We start from the raw sequence: 13951 nt of genomic DNA on the forward strand, positions 1-13951 counted from the left end.
TATCTCCGTACATTTATTTTACAAAATCGTAAAACACCGGAGAACTTATGCCAAACGACTACCACCACGGCGTCCGAGTCATTGAAATTAATGAAGGTGCACGAGCAATCAGAACCGTTTCAACGGCTGTTATTGGGATTGTGTGTACTGGCGATGATGCGGACGCTAACCATTTTCCACTTAACACCCCTATTTTAATTACTAATGTAAATTCGGCTATTGGTAAAGCAGGTTCACAAGGCACACTAAAACCAACGCTTGAAGCTATTGCCGATCAGTGCTCACCCGTTATTGTTGCTGTGCGTGTTGAAGCAGGTGCAACAGAAGCCGACACAACAGCAAACATCATTGGTACAACAACCAGCGACGGCAAATATACAGGCATGAAAGCCCTACTTTCGGCACAAACTCAACTTAAAGTTAAACCACGTATTTTGGGTGTACCTGGTTATGATTCTCTGCCCGTTGCTACGGCATTAATATCAATAGCACAAAAATTGCGTGCATTTTGCTACTTATCAGCTTACGGAGCAAAAAACAAAGAAGATGCCGTACTTTATCGTGATCAGCTAGGTGCCCGTGAAGCCATGGTAATTTGGCCAGACTTTATTGGATTTGACACCACACAAAAACAAAACATCACATTAGCCGCAACTGCTAGGGCTATTGGCTTGCGTGCCAAAATCGATCAACAGGTCGGCTGGCATAAAACATTATCAAATGTCACCGTTAACGGTGTAACGGGTATTTCTCATGATGTCTTTTGGGATTTGCAAGAAGAAAGCTCTGATTCAAATTACCTAAACGAACATGAAGTAACCACATTAATTTGTAACCAAGGTTACCGTTTTTGGGGATCACGCACCTGTTCCGCTGATAACCTATTTGCATTTGAAAACTACACGCGCACAGCCCAAGTATTGGCTGATACCATTGCCGAGGCTCAATTTGCCTTAGTTGATGCGCCAATGCACGCTTCGCTAATCAAGGATTTGATCGAATCAATTAATAATAAATTCCGTGAATTAAAATCGAACGGTTACATTGTTGATGGCAAAGCATGGTTTGATCCTGAAGCGAACACGCCAGATATTTTAAAAGCGGGTAAGTTATATATTGACTATGACTATACCCCAGTACCACCACTCGAAAACCTAATGTTACGTCAGCGTATCACTGATAAATATTTGGTTGATTTAGCTAATTCAGTGGCAACCAGTTAAGGAGAAAATCAATGGCTTTACCTAAAAAACTCAAATACTTTAACGTTTACGTTAACGGTACTTCTTACATCGGTCAGGTTGAATCATTCACGCCTCCAAAACTAACTCGCAAACTTGAAAATTTCCGCGGTGGTGGTATGCCTGGTTCAGCCCCTATTGACCTTGGCTATGACGATGACGCTTTAGTTGTAGAATGGTCAATTGGCGGCCTTGCCTACGAAGTATTAAAACAGCACGGCGGTTTATTAAATGGCGTCAAATTACGCTTTGCGGGTGCTTATCAAAAAGATGATAGTGAAGATTTCACTAAAGTCGAAATCATTATGACGGGTCGCCACAAAGAACAAGATCGCGGTGAACTCAAACAAGGTGAGAGCAACTCAACAAAGATTACCACACACTGCACCTACTATAAAGAAGTTATCGACAACGAAGAAAGCGCCGAAATTGATTTTATCAATATGATTGACAAAATTGGCGGAAAAGACCGATTAAAGCAGGCTCGCCACGCAATCGGAATTTAAAAAATCAACAAACAAAACATAGCCCGCAAGGGCTATCACAACTATCACTAACACGAGGGTAAAAGTTATGCAAAATACACAACAAGTTAAATTAAAATCAGGACTACAATCAGGTAAAAACACTATCACAGAATTAACAATCCGCAAGCCATTAACGGGTGATTTACGTGGAATTAAATTAGTTGACTTTATTGAGCTGGATATTGATTCACTCGCAAAAGTATTACCGCGTATCACAACGCCCACCATTGCAGAGCACGAAGTTTTCAATCTAGATTTAATTGACTTATCAGCTATCACACAAGTTATTGCTGTTTTTTTGTCTACGACATCGAACGATGTAACGACGGAATCCCAGCCAGAGTAGACGATGCAATGGCAGATATTGCTTCAATTTTTCATTGGCAACCGTCTGCTATGTATGAATTTACCCTATCTGAACTAATGGAATGGCGAGGACAAGCTCGCCTAAGAAGCGGCGCATCTGATGAATGATTTACAATTAAAAATTACGTTAAACGGCATAGATAAAACAAGTCGGCCGCTTCGCAATGTTATGGGTGGGGCTAAGGAGCTGGCTCAACAATTAAAAGACACTCGTAATCAATTAAACAAACTTAACAACACTCAAAAAAATGTTGATGGCTTTGTTCAGTTAAGAAAACAGTTTGAAGAGGCAAAAAATAAAGCTAAGTCATTAGCGATTGAACTTAAAAACACTACGACACCGACAAAGGCGTTACAACGTGAATTTAATAAGGCAACCGCAGAAACAAAAAAATTAAAAGATAAATTAACACCATTGCGTGCAGAGTTACACCAATCTGGAATTAGCACTAAAAATTTAACACAACATCAAATTACATTAAAAAACCAAATAACAAGCGTCAATCAAAGCATTGGGCAGCAATCAGAGCGATTAAAACAATTAAACATACGTCAACAAAAAATAAGCCAAATTCGCTCAAAATACGATATAGGCATGCAACGCATGGCGGTACTTGGTGGAGTTGGCTATGGTGCCCTATCGACCGGGAAAACAGTAGCCAGAGGTATGAAAAATCTGCTACATGTCGGATACGAATTTGACGCTAGCATGAGCGCAACGCAAGCGGTAACCAGAATTGACGATAAAAACGATCCTCGTATGTTAGCACTACGAAAACAAGCACGAGAATTGCCATTAGTCTCTAAATTTACTGATAGCGAGGTAGCTCAAGGACAATATTTTTTAGGCAGAACGGGATATAATCCAGATCAAATATTAAAAGCAATGCCTCATGTGTTGAACCTTGCCGCCGCTGGTGATCTTGATTTAGCAACTACCGCCGATATATCTTCAAACATACAAAAAGCAATGCGCATTCCAGCAGAAGAAATGGGGAAAGTATCTGATGCCTTAACTGCCGCATTCACACGCAATAATGTTGACATTCGAATGTTGGGGGAATCCCTTAAGTATACTGCTGGTATTTCTCAGCAATACGGTCAAAGTTTGGAAACACTAACTACCGCTACTGCGCTACTAGGTAACGCTGGTATTCAAGGTAGCCAAGCAGGTACATCTCTTCGACAAGTTCTAATTAGAATTGGTAATAGTAACACGGTTAAAAAACTGGAAATAAAAACTGCAGATAAAAACGGCAACATGAGAGATCTTGGAGATATATTTGAAGAAATACAAAAAGCTACATCTCACATGGGCAACGTGCAACGAGCGGCGATATATAAAGATATTGCAGGACAAATCGGAGTTACTGGATTTAACGAATTAATGGCAACCGTTGAAACAGGGGAATTCCAAGCCATGCGTCGAGAATTATATAATTCAAAAGGCGAAGCCGCAAAAGTAGCAAAAATAAAACTCGACAACTTAGCCGGTGATATGACAATGCTACATGCTGCATTTGAAAACATCAGCGTTGAACTATTCGAAAAAAATAATGACTGGCTACGTAAAGCTGTTCAAGGTCTAACTAATTTATTACATGGATTTGGTGAGTTTCTCAAAAAACATCCAGCGGTAAGTAAAGCATTGGTTGTTATTGGTGCGGGGCTAGCAACAATTACTACTGCATTTGGTGCATTTGCAATAATGATAATGAGTATATTTGGTCCAATGTTGATGACCCGATTTATATTATCACGATTAGGGTTGTCTCTGGGTGGTTTATTCACTAAAACAAATATAGCCGGTGGTGGATTGAAAACGCTTGGACGTGCTTTACTTTCAATAGCAGGGTCACCGATAAAAACCCTTGGAGCCGCGTTAAAAAGCTTAGGGTTCATATTTACTTCTGTTGGTCGCGCTTTTTTATTTACTCCAATCGGGTTGGCAATTACGGCAATAATTGCTGTTATTGTTATTGCCGCATTGGTAATTCGTAAATACTGGGAGCCAATTAAAGCTTGGTTTATTGGATTTTGGGAGGGATTAAAAGAATCATTATCGCCCGTAGCTGAAGAATTTTCATACCTTGAACCGTTTGTTACAACAATCGGTGACGGATTTAAATGGCTTGGAGAAAAAATAAGTAGCTTAATAAATTGGTTTTGTGAACTGTTTGAACCAGTAAAGTTAACAAAAGAAGAGTTCAAAAATGCAAAAGAATCAGGCAAATCTTTTGGGAGAAGTGTCGGCGAGGCAATTCGATGGCCTTTAAGTATGTTAAACAAACTATACTTAAAAATTAAAGATATTATTGACTTTATACAATTAATCCCTACAAAAATAAATGATATGTCTCAAAAGATTGAAGCGGCATTTACTGGCGAAAACAGCATATTTAATAAATTATCTAGAATCGGCTCTGATATTTCTAATGGGGTCATCACAGGAATCAACAATAAATGGGATGAAACAAAAAAAGCAGTATCAAATCTTGGCACCAATATTGGCAACTGGTTTAAAAACACACTAGATATTCATTCCCCATCAAGAGTTTTTTCTAAGTTTGGTGGTTATACAATCGACGGTTATATACACGGCATCGAACATAACCAAAGCGAGGCATTGCGCTCAATGAACCAACTTGGAAAAAAAATCAGCAACCGATTTAAAAATACATTAGATATTCACTCACCTTCGCGTTTATTTGCAAAATTTGGTAGTCATACTGTTGATGGTTATATCAATGGCATTGAGGGTAATCAAGATGATGCAATTCATAAAATTAAACGATTTGCAAATGACATAATAACAACAGGCTCACAACTCTCAAATGGCGTTGTCGTTGATAATCGCCGCCCTATCAGTGGAGCTTCTGGCGTATCACAATATTATATAACAATCAATGCCGCGCCGGGCATGAATGAACAAGAACTAGCACGTTGCGTGGCTAAAGAGATAGAACGGCGTGAGCGTAATCAGTCAGCGCGCTACCGATCAAGTTTAAGGGATATCGATTAATATGATGATGTGTTATGGTTTATTTGTTTTCAGCTTAAAAACAATACCCTATCAGACTGCAGAAGAAAACAAAGACTGGCGGTTCCCAGCTAATTCACGGGTAAATCAGCGTTCAGCATTACAATTTATTGGTCGTGATAACGAAACAATAACCTTATCTGGCGTATTGTATCCAGAATTAACGGGGGGTAGATTAAGTTTAGCACTTTTAGAAAGAATGGCCGACCTTGGCTATTCATGGCCATTAATCGAAGGATCTGGCATACCACTTGGCTTTTTTGTAATGACTAACTTAAAAAAAACAAAAACCGAATTTTTTAAAGATGGTGCGCCTCGTAAAATTGAATTCACTATATCACTAACAAAAGTTGACCCTCCCGACTGGTTACCTTTCGCTGATATTATAGGAATGATATGAAACAACCAACCTACACCATTACTATTGATGATAAAGATATTACATCGAATTTTGACAAACGCCTAATCTCAATGCAAATTACTGACAATCGAGGGTTAGATGCTGACACCATATCGATTGAACTAGATGATAGCGACGGCAAGCTTGAACTGCCCAAACGGGGGATTCAAATTAGCGTATCATTAGGCTGGGTTAATGATAATGTTATATTACAAAACATCTTCACTATTGACGAGTGCGAGCACTCAGGAACGCCAGACGTACTATCAATTAGGGGAAAAAGCGCCAATTTACGTGACTCATTAAATGAAAAGCTTGAAAAAAGTTACTCCAGCACAACGCTAGGAGCAATAACTCAAGAAATCGCAAAGCGGCACGATCTACAATACAGAATAGATAATAGCATAGAGTATGAACACATTGCCCATATAGATCAAACCAACGAATCTGACGCATCATTCTTAACCCGTTTATGTAATGATTTTAATGCGGCTGTAACATTAAAAAACGGCATGCTGATTATTTTCAAAAAAGGATTGGCAAAAACAGTAAATGGTCAAGACATCCCGACAACAACAATCACCCGTAAACTTGGCGATCAGCATCGTTTTGCTATTGCTGATAGAAATGCTTACACTGGTGTAAAAGCGTATTGGATTGACTACCGGCAACAAAAAAAACAGCAAGCCAAGGCAACTCGAAAAACAAAACCCAAAAACAACCAAACAAGCAAAGATGAAAACAGCGTACTTGCTGGCGCTGACGGAAACGTAAAAATACTGCGACATACCTATGCATCAAAACAAAATGCATACCGAGCGGCTCATAATGAATGGTACAAATTACAACGCGGTGCATCACAATTTAGCATCAACCTTGCCGAAGGTCGCCCCGATATTTACCCAGAAATGCCCGCATCGGTTGACGGATTCAAAAAGGAAATCGACTCCACGCTATGGACAATAACCCGTTGCACACACAGCTTAGACACAAACAGTGGTTATACCACCTACGTTGAGCTAGAAATTAAATTAGGTGATGACGAAAAACCCAAAGAAGAAAATGAATAATACTGGATTTAATTAAAAGTTAATATAAAATTAACTAAAAATTAAAGAAGAGGTAAAGTATCGATGAAATGCCCACACTGTAGATCAAAAACAACGATTAGAACTAGCGAAGAACTCAGCAATATAACTCGTAAACAATATCGGCAATGTACAAATATTTACTGTTGTCACTCATTTACAGTATTGCAATCTGTCTCAGAAACAATCGTACCCAGCGCATGCCCTGATCCGAATGTAAAAATACCGTTTTCTTCAAACCGCCATCATCAACTAAATTAATGGTAAATGTGGGTTGTGCAATAAAATACAGCCCAACCAATCAGAAACTCAACCGCCATTTCACCGCCACTTAAGAAAATAAGTTAGTTTGCTAATGTTGATTATTTGATGTAATTTCTTGATTTAAATAGGTTTTATTGGTGGCCCCTACTGGACTTGAACCAGTGACCAATCGATTATGAGTCGACTGCTCTGACCAACTGAGCTAAGGGGCCATTTCGGCGTGCTACTAAGTTAGTAGGGTTGCGATTATAATAGAGTTAAATCGAATTTGCTATAATTAATTAATAAACTAGGTTAGTTTGATTATTTCTTAATCTGAAATGTATTTATAAAGTTTTCCTCTCGCTTAATTACTAATATTTTTTGCTTAATGAAACTGATACAATAACTTGGCTCATTATTATTTTTTGTTATATTGGCTAAGGAAATATTATGTCTATCAAAAAATCAGTATTTGTTGGTGTTGTAATGTTAGCAACTTTGCTTTTAGGTGCGTGTAGTAGCGATAAATATCAACCAACTGCTGCTGGTCGCCAAGTTCAATTTATTGATACTAAGCCTGCAGATTCTTGCCAGTTTTTGGGGAAAATAGAGGGACGTCGTAGCAGTTTCTTTTCTGGACTTAAAACACATAGTGAACTTATTCGCGATGCGGCATCAGACCTTATGAACAAAGCGGCTACGATGGGTGGTAATGTGATTTATAATGCGCAAGATACTTCTATGCAATATATTTCAGATATTGCACCAACAGATGCAGTTATGGTTGGTGAAGTATATAGTTGCAAATAGGCTAGCTAATTAAAAAGGGAGGTCCTACCTTTCCTTTTTTAATTGGCGTCACTACTTATATAGCTTTCAGCTATTTTGTTTTTCAAATTGCTGCATAAAGTCAATTAAATAATTCACCCCTTCTTGATCCATAGCGTTATAAATTGATGCACGCATTCCTCCAGCAATTCGATGCCCTTTAATACCAATAATGTTAGCTTGGCTTGCTTCGCTTACAAATTTTTTATCTAGCCCTTCATTTGGTGATAAAAAAGTGACATTCATAATTGATCTGTTAACGGTTGCAACCGTATTTCGGTAAAAATTAGATTGGTCGATATATTGGTATAGCGATTGCGCTTTGACTTGGTTACGTTGCTGCATCGCTTTTAGTCCACCAAGTTTTTTTATCCATTTAAACACTAAACCCGACAGGTACCATGCAAAGGTAGGCGGTGTATTAAACATAGAATCGTTATCCATTAAAATTTTGTAATCTAATATTGATGGTAACATTTTTTGTGCATGACCGATTAGATCTTCACGCACAATAACAATAGTAATACCTGATGGACCAATGTTTTTTTGGGCACCCGCATAAATGATGCCATATCGGCTTATATCAATTGGTTGTGATAATATGCATGATGATAGATCGGCAACGACTGTTTTATTACCAAAATTAGGCTCTTCAAAAATTTCAATACCATCAATTGTTTCGTTGGGACAATAATGTACATAAGCAGAATCATCATTTAATTGCCATTCTGACATAGGTTTGATAGCGGTTAATCCATTTTGCTTTATGACCACATTTTGCTCGTGAATTTGGCAATATTTACTGGCTTCTTTAGCAGCACACTGGCTCCAATAACCGCTATTGATATAGTCTGCATTGGTTTTATTGCCTAAAATATTTAATGGCACTGCAGCAAATTGTGCTCTAGCACCACCTTGGCAATAGAGAATTTTGTAATTATTGGGGATATCTAATATTTCACGCAGGTCGTTAGAAGCTTCAACAGCACAAGCATCAAAATCTTTACCTCTATGGCTCAATTCCATCACCGATGCACCTGTATTATGCCAATTCAATAACTCAGTTTGAACTTGTTTTAATACATCTGCAGGTAATTTTGCTGGACCTGCACTAAAATTATAACTTTTATTCATAACAATTCACTTTAATCCATTCAAAAAAGAATTCTATTTTTACACCGACTTAACAGATATACAATCAAATTTTTTAAGAAAAAGATGCATAAGTCTATACCTTTTGGCTATTTTATTCCTGTAATCAAAAGCTATTGCTTTACATAGCATTATTGATTTAATTGGTATAAAAATACCGGCAAATGCCGGCATAGTTATGAAGAAGAGTGAAAAGACTAGGATAATTGTTGCTTTGCATTTTTAATTGCTAATTTGACTTGTTGTGGTGAAACCCCTCCTTTAGCGCAACGTTTGGCTAAGCATGATTCTAACGATAATATTGAATAAACGTCATTACCAATAACAGGGCTAAATTTCTGTAATTCCTCAAGCGAGAGCTCTTCAAGTGCCTTTTTCTTGATGATTGCATCAATTACTGCTTCACCAACAATATGATGTGCTTCCCGAAATGGTATACCTTTGGCAACTAAATAATCAGCAAGTTCGGTCGCATTGGAATAACCTTGTTTAGCCGCTTCTTGGCAGTTTGCATAGTTAATTTTAATATCTTCTAATACTAATATGGCAATATCTAAACATTCATGCCAAGTATCCAGTGCATCAAATAGATGTTCTTTATCTTCTTGTAGATCTTTATTATAAGCAAGCGGTAAACCTTTCAAGGTCATAAGCGCTCCAGTTAATGCGCCAGTCACTCGACCTACTTTGCCACGAATTAGTTCTAATGCATCGGGATTCTTTTTTTGTGGCATAAGTGACGAGCCCGAAGTAACGCGATCAGATAATTCAACAAAGTTAGCTTCACCACTGTTGAAAATGATAAGATCTTCAGCAAAACGTGATAGATGCACCATACCAATTGAAGCATTATTTAATAGCTCAAGAATGTGATCTCGATCAGACACCGAATCTAAACTATTATTTGTTGCTATCGAAAAACCTAACCAATTTGCTAATTGATCACGATCCATGGGATAAGCAGTTCCAGCCAATGCACCTGTCCCTAATGGGCTTACATCTAAGCGTTTTAAGGTATCTTGTAAACGACTAACATCACGGGTGAGCATTTCAAAATAAGCTAAACACCAATGTGCAAATGTGATTGGTTGTGCTCGCTGTAGATGGGTATAACCAGGCATAACGGCATTTTGATGTTGTTTTGCAGTTGTAACAAGAGATTGTCGCAATTGATTAATGGTATTAATTAAATAAGGAATTTGATCTTTACACCATAGTTTTAGGTCAGTGGCTGATTGATCGTTGCGACTTCGACCTGTATGCAATTTTTTACCCAAATCACCAATTTTTTCGATCAGTTTTTGCTCCACCCAACTGTGTATATCTTCAGCATCACTTTGTAAAATCTGATTGGGATCTTGTTGTACCAAAACCAGTAATTCGTTCAAAGCTTTTTCTAACTTTTTTTGCTCATCATAAGATATAACGTTAACAGTCACCAATGCTTTCGACCAAGCAATTGAACCAATGATATCTTGCTCTGCAAGACGATAGTCAAAGCGCAATGAATCATTAAAATGCTTAAATTGTTGATCTGCCGCTTGGCTAAAACGCCCACCCCATAATGCCATAATTACCTCTATATTATTTTTAATAACTAGTTAAACAAGTACAATTTTATCTAAAATAACAACATACAGACATTAGCCTGTATATTGTTGTTATTTTATTTATGATATCGGAAATCACTTTTTCACTTTTGTCGCTATGTTTTACTCACCGGTTCCGCTGTTTTAATAGATTTAGCTGATTTGGTCTTTTGAGCTGGTTGTTTTTTCTTATCTTCATTTAAAGCTCGTATACGTGAGGATAACGAGAATAGACGAATAAAGCCACCTGCATGGCTGTGATCATAAACTTCATCTTCTCCAAATGTTGCAAACTCTTCATTATATAGACTATTCGGCGATTTTTTTTGTACTGCTGTTGCATTACCTTTATAAAGTTTAACAACAACTTCGCCTGTCATGTCTTGTGCTAATACTTCAGCGGCTGCTTGAATTGAACGTCGATATGGAGCAAACCAACGACCATCATAAACAACATAGGCCATTTCAATTCCGAGTTGTTCGCGCCATTTAAAGCTGTCACGGTCTAAGATTAATTGCTCTAAACCACGTAATGCTGTCATCATTATTGTGCCACCTGGAGTTTCATAGCAACCACGTGATTTAATACCAACTAGGCGATTTTCAATAATATCTACGCGACCAACACCATGTTTTGCACCAATTTTATTCAGTGTTGCCACGCAGTTGTAAGGCGATAATTTTTCGCCATTTACCGACACTACTTCACCTTTTTCTATTCCAATAGTAACCAGTTCTGGTTTATCTGGCGCATCTTCGGGCGAAACAGTCCAAGCCCAGCAATCAGCATTAGCTTGGTTCCAAGTACTTTCTAGCACACCGCCTTCAGTCGAGATATGCCATGCGTTTTCGTCACGGCTATAAATTTTTTCAACCGTTGCCGTGGTTGGGATTTTACGAACTTTTAAATAATCAATTAATGCTTCACGTGAACGTAGATCCCATTCACGCCAAGGTGCAATGACTTTTAGTTGTGGTGCAAGTGCGGTGTAAGTTGTTTCAAAGCGTACTTGGTCATTACCTTTACCTGTTGCACCATGACATAGTGTATCTGCACCAACTTCTAATGCATATTCTACTTGTGCTTTTGCAATAATTGGACGAGCCATCGAGGTACCAAGATAATAAGTGCCTTCATATAGGGCGCCTGTTTTCAAAACAGGGTATACATAGTCTTTAACAAATTCTTCTCGTAAATCAACCACTTTACAAGCCACAGCCCCCGAGGCTTTAGCTTTCTTTTCGACATCTTTTAATTCTTTGGAATCTTGACCTACATTAGCAACAAAAGCGTAAACTTCACATCCGCCATAGTTTTCTTTTAACCAAGGAATAATTGCTGATGTATCCAAACCACCTGAATAAGCTAATACAACCTTTTTTGTTCCACTTTTTTTCATGTTACACCCTTTCCAAATTAACTTACGATAAATAAATGCGTTAAAGATATATACTTTTATATTTGCATTGATGATAACTAGCCTAATACAAATACTTATTATTTAAGCAATAATTTTTGTACCCGTTGCTCCTGATATTCCATTAAATAATTTAATAAGTTGATCGGACTCTTTCCAACTGGCAATTACAATCGGCTGCCCCAGTTCTTTAACTGCTTCAAAAGCCGAATTCACTTTTACCACCATACCATCGGTAATAATACCTTTAGCGATCAATTGATTCGCCTGCGATTGTGTTAAAGACTCAATCCGTTGCTTATTTTCGTCAAACACGCCAACGACATCAGACAACAATATTAAGTCTGCACCTAAAGTTTTAGCGAGCGCTACCGCAGCATGATCGGCATTAACATTCATCATTTGCCCACTTTCGGTGATGCCAATTGAGCTAACAATTGGCAAATAACCTGCATTAACAAGTAAATTTATTAATGTAGGATCGCCTGCTTGAGCTTCGCCAACATAACCTAGCTCTTCCGAAATTTGTTTGACTTTAACACTATTACCATCAGCAAGGCAGAGCCCAACACTTGGTATTTGATGTTTTTTAGCCTCAGACAATAATTTGGTGTTTGCGCTACCAGCAAGGCTTCCTACAATAACATCAATTTGATCAGCTGGCGTTACACGTAGCCCATTTCGGCGTACTACGGGTAAAGAAAGCCTATCCATTAATGAATCAACTACCGTACCACCGCCATGAACAATAATTAAAGATCGTTGATAATTCTTTTTATATTCACTAATAACAACAAATAATTGGCTTAAGGCATCTTTGTTATCAAGTAATACGCCACCAAGTTTTATAACTAATGGTCTCATTTTAGTTTCCTAGTAATTTAACTTATTGTTAAGATGTTCAAAATTTAAAATAGAAATTAGTCCATTTTTATAATAATGCGGTTGTTTCATCAAAACCATACCGAATGTTCATGCACTGTACAGCCTGCGTTGCTGCGCCTTTTAATAAGTTATCCTCAACAGAAATTAAGATTAAATGACGATCTTTTAATACAAAGCCAATATCGCAATAAGGCAAACCAACAACAGATTTTAATGCAGGCCAATCTTTTTGATACACTCGAATTAAAGGTTTATTTTGGTAATATTTATTTAAAGCAGCAAGAATATCTTGTGATGTTACACCCGCTTTTACTCGGCAAGTGATTGTGGCGTGGATACCTTGTTTAAAACTACCTAAATGCGGTGTAAAAATAACTTCTTGCCCTAAATGCGTTGCAATTTCGGGCTGATGGCGATGAGTAAATACCCCATAAGCATGTAAACTTACTTCGCAAAATAAATTATTATGTGAAGGCTTTCGGCCTGCGCCACTCACACCACTTACAGCATTAATTACCGGCCATTGTGAATTATCCAATAAACTCTCTTCGATTAACGGTTTTAGTGGTAATTGCGAAGCGGTAGGATAGCACCCAGGCACAGCAATAAGCTGTGCATGTTTGATCTGCTCAGCATTCCACTCAGCTAAACCATAAACAGCTTTATCTAACCATTTAAGGTGTTGGTGCGTGAAACCATAGTAATCGCTATAAAAAGTAGCACAATTTACCCTAAATGCGCCTGACAAATCAAATACAGTGCAACCATACTCTAAAAAGTAAGGAGCAATATTGTGACTAACGGTATGTTCGGTGGCTAAAAAAACAATATCAACATCATTGATATAAGCAGAATAATCAGACGTGGCTATAAGTGGCAGATCAATAACCCCTTTTAGCTGAGGATGTAGCTCATAATCAGAAATCAGCCTGCCACCATCTTGACTATTTTCCGACACAATTAAAGCGGTAAGTTCGACATGGGGATGCTTGTGCAAATAATAGGCTAATTTTGCGCCCGCATACCCGCTTGCACCGATAACAATTGCCTTTAACATATTCATCCTTATTAATTCTTACGCAATAATTGTGCATATAGTAAGCCATTCAAAAGACTAATACAAGCGCAAAATGAATTTTTATTCACTTTTTATGAATTTAATTTCATTATT

The 13951-nt window shown here is 37.8% G+C and carries 13 protein-coding genes, 1 tRNA gene and 1 pseudogene; 9 read left to right on the forward strand and 6 right to left on the reverse strand.

What is annotated here, in order from left to right; all coding sequences use genetic code 11:
* Positions 1-47 precede the first annotated feature (47 nt).
* From A9G42_RS01330 to A9G42_RS14605, 8 genes are all read left to right on the forward strand, one after another.
* Positions 48-1223 (forward strand): phage tail sheath protein, encoded by a 1176-nt coding sequence (locus A9G42_RS01330; protein ID WP_065652419.1) that lies wholly within the window; start codon positions 48-50, stop codon positions 1221-1223.
* A gap of 11 nt (positions 1224-1234) precedes the next feature.
* The gene (locus A9G42_RS01335) at positions 1235-1747 is read left to right on the forward strand and encodes a phage major tail tube protein (protein ID WP_065579651.1); all 513 of its coding nucleotides are present in this window, start codon (positions 1235-1237) and stop codon (positions 1745-1747) included.
* 67 nt (positions 1748-1814) lie between these two features.
* The gene (locus A9G42_RS01340) at positions 1815-2114 is read left to right on the forward strand and encodes a phage tail assembly protein (protein ID WP_065652420.1); all 300 of its coding nucleotides are present in this window, start codon (positions 1815-1817) and stop codon (positions 2112-2114) included.
* An 8-nt stretch (positions 2115-2122) separates the two neighbouring features.
* Positions 2123-2242, forward strand: coding sequence for a GpE family phage tail protein (locus tag A9G42_RS13105; protein WP_082211750.1), 120 nt, complete (start codon positions 2123-2125; stop codon positions 2240-2242).
* Positions 2235-5156, forward strand: coding sequence for a phage tail tape measure protein (locus tag A9G42_RS01345; RefSeq protein ID WP_065652421.1), 2922 nt, complete (start codon positions 2235-2237; stop codon positions 5154-5156). Before A9G42_RS13105 ends, A9G42_RS01345 begins: the two co-directional genes overlap by 8 nt.
* A 1-nt stretch (position 5157) precedes the next feature.
* The gene (locus A9G42_RS01350; RefSeq protein ID WP_065579654.1) at positions 5158-5574 is read left to right on the forward strand and encodes a phage tail protein; all 417 of its coding nucleotides are present in this window, start codon (positions 5158-5160) and stop codon (positions 5572-5574) included.
* Positions 5571-6644: a phage late control D family protein gene (locus A9G42_RS01355; RefSeq protein WP_065652422.1), complete on the forward strand. Its 1074-nt coding sequence runs from the start codon at positions 5571-5573 to the stop codon at positions 6642-6644. The genes A9G42_RS01350 and A9G42_RS01355 overlap by 4 nt, the downstream gene beginning before the upstream one ends.
* Before the next feature lie 63 nt (positions 6645-6707).
* The gene (locus tag A9G42_RS14605) at positions 6708-6923 is read left to right on the forward strand and encodes an ogr/Delta-like zinc finger family protein (RefSeq protein ID WP_081301545.1); all 216 of its coding nucleotides are present in this window, start codon (positions 6708-6710) and stop codon (positions 6921-6923) included.
* Positions 6924-7061: 138 nt separating this feature from the next.
* On the opposite strand, the gene A9G42_RS01360 is transcribed toward A9G42_RS14605, so the two are convergent.
* Positions 7062-7138: transfer RNA gene (locus A9G42_RS01360), tRNA-Ile, on the reverse strand.
* 220 nt (positions 7139-7358) lie between these two features.
* Here A9G42_RS01360 and A9G42_RS01365 point away from each other — a divergent pair.
* Positions 7359-7718: a DUF4156 domain-containing protein gene (locus A9G42_RS01365; protein ID WP_065652423.1), complete on the forward strand. Its 360-nt coding sequence runs from the start codon at positions 7359-7361 to the stop codon at positions 7716-7718.
* 66 nt (positions 7719-7784) lie between these two features.
* On the opposite strand, the gene serC is transcribed toward A9G42_RS01365, so the two are convergent.
* The 5 genes and pseudogenes from serC to argC form a co-directional block, all read right to left on the reverse strand.
* Positions 7785-8870 carry a 3-phosphoserine/phosphohydroxythreonine transaminase gene (gene serC / locus A9G42_RS01370; protein ID WP_065652424.1) on the reverse strand — a complete coding sequence of 362 codons (1086 nt, stop codon included), beginning with the start codon at positions 8868-8870 and terminating at the stop codon, positions 7785-7787.
* Between the two features lie 215 nt (positions 8871-9085).
* Complete coding sequence (gene argH, locus A9G42_RS01375; protein WP_065652425.1) at positions 9086-10459, reverse strand: argininosuccinate lyase; 1374 nt, start codon at positions 10457-10459, stop codon at positions 9086-9088.
* Positions 10460-10659: 200 nt separating this feature from the next.
* Positions 10660-11877 (reverse strand): annotated as a pseudogene (locus A9G42_RS01380) (argininosuccinate synthase); the annotation flags it as partial.
* Positions 11878-11979: 102 nt separating this feature from the next.
* The gene (argB, locus tag A9G42_RS01385) at positions 11980-12759 is read right to left on the reverse strand and encodes an acetylglutamate kinase (protein WP_065582948.1); all 780 of its coding nucleotides are present in this window, start codon (positions 12757-12759) and stop codon (positions 11980-11982) included.
* 67 nt (positions 12760-12826) lie between these two features.
* On the reverse strand, positions 12827-13837 hold the full coding sequence (gene argC / locus A9G42_RS01390; protein ID WP_065582949.1) for an N-acetyl-gamma-glutamyl-phosphate reductase: 1011 nt from the start codon (positions 13835-13837) through the stop codon (positions 12827-12829).
* Positions 13838-13951 lie beyond the last annotated feature (114 nt).

This window comes from Gilliamella sp. Nev6-6, assembly GCF_001690605.1.
Taxonomy (GTDB): Bacteria; Pseudomonadota; Gammaproteobacteria; order Enterobacterales; family Orbaceae; genus Gilliamella; species Gilliamella apicola_C.

Bases quoted from the DNA above. Each gene is read 5' to 3' on its own strand.
- A9G42_RS01340 (WP_065652420.1), top strand. From the start codon at position 1,815: ATGCAAAATACACAACAAGTTAAATTAAAATCAGGACTACAATCAGGT.
- A9G42_RS01345 (WP_065652421.1), top strand. From the start codon at position 2,235: ATGAATGATTTACAATTAAAAATTACGTTAAACGGCATAGATAAAACA.
- argB (WP_065582948.1), bottom strand. From the start codon at position 12,759: ATGAGACCATTAGTTATAAAACTTGGTGGCGTATTACTTGATAACAAA.
- serC (WP_065652424.1), bottom strand. From the start codon at position 8,870: ATGAATAAAAGTTATAATTTTAGTGCAGGTCCAGCAAAATTACCTGCA.
- A9G42_RS01365 (WP_065652423.1), top strand. From the start codon at position 7,359: ATGTCTATCAAAAAATCAGTATTTGTTGGTGTTGTAATGTTAGCAACT.
- argC (WP_065582949.1), bottom strand. From the start codon at position 13,837: ATGTTAAAGGCAATTGTTATCGGTGCAAGCGGGTATGCGGGCGCAAAA.
- A9G42_RS13105 (WP_082211750.1), top strand. From the start codon at position 2,123: ATGGCAGATATTGCTTCAATTTTTCATTGGCAACCGTCTGCTATGTAT.
- A9G42_RS14605 (WP_081301545.1), top strand. From the start codon at position 6,708: ATGAAATGCCCACACTGTAGATCAAAAACAACGATTAGAACTAGCGAA.
- argH (WP_065652425.1), bottom strand. From the start codon at position 10,459: ATGGCATTATGGGGTGGGCGTTTTAGCCAAGCGGCAGATCAACAATTT.
- A9G42_RS01330 (WP_065652419.1), top strand. From the start codon at position 48: ATGCCAAACGACTACCACCACGGCGTCCGAGTCATTGAAATTAATGAA.
- A9G42_RS01335 (WP_065579651.1), top strand. From the start codon at position 1,235: ATGGCTTTACCTAAAAAACTCAAATACTTTAACGTTTACGTTAACGGT.
- A9G42_RS01350 (WP_065579654.1), top strand. From the start codon at position 5,158: ATGATGATGTGTTATGGTTTATTTGTTTTCAGCTTAAAAACAATACCC.
- A9G42_RS01355 (WP_065652422.1), top strand. From the start codon at position 5,571: ATGAAACAACCAACCTACACCATTACTATTGATGATAAAGATATTACA.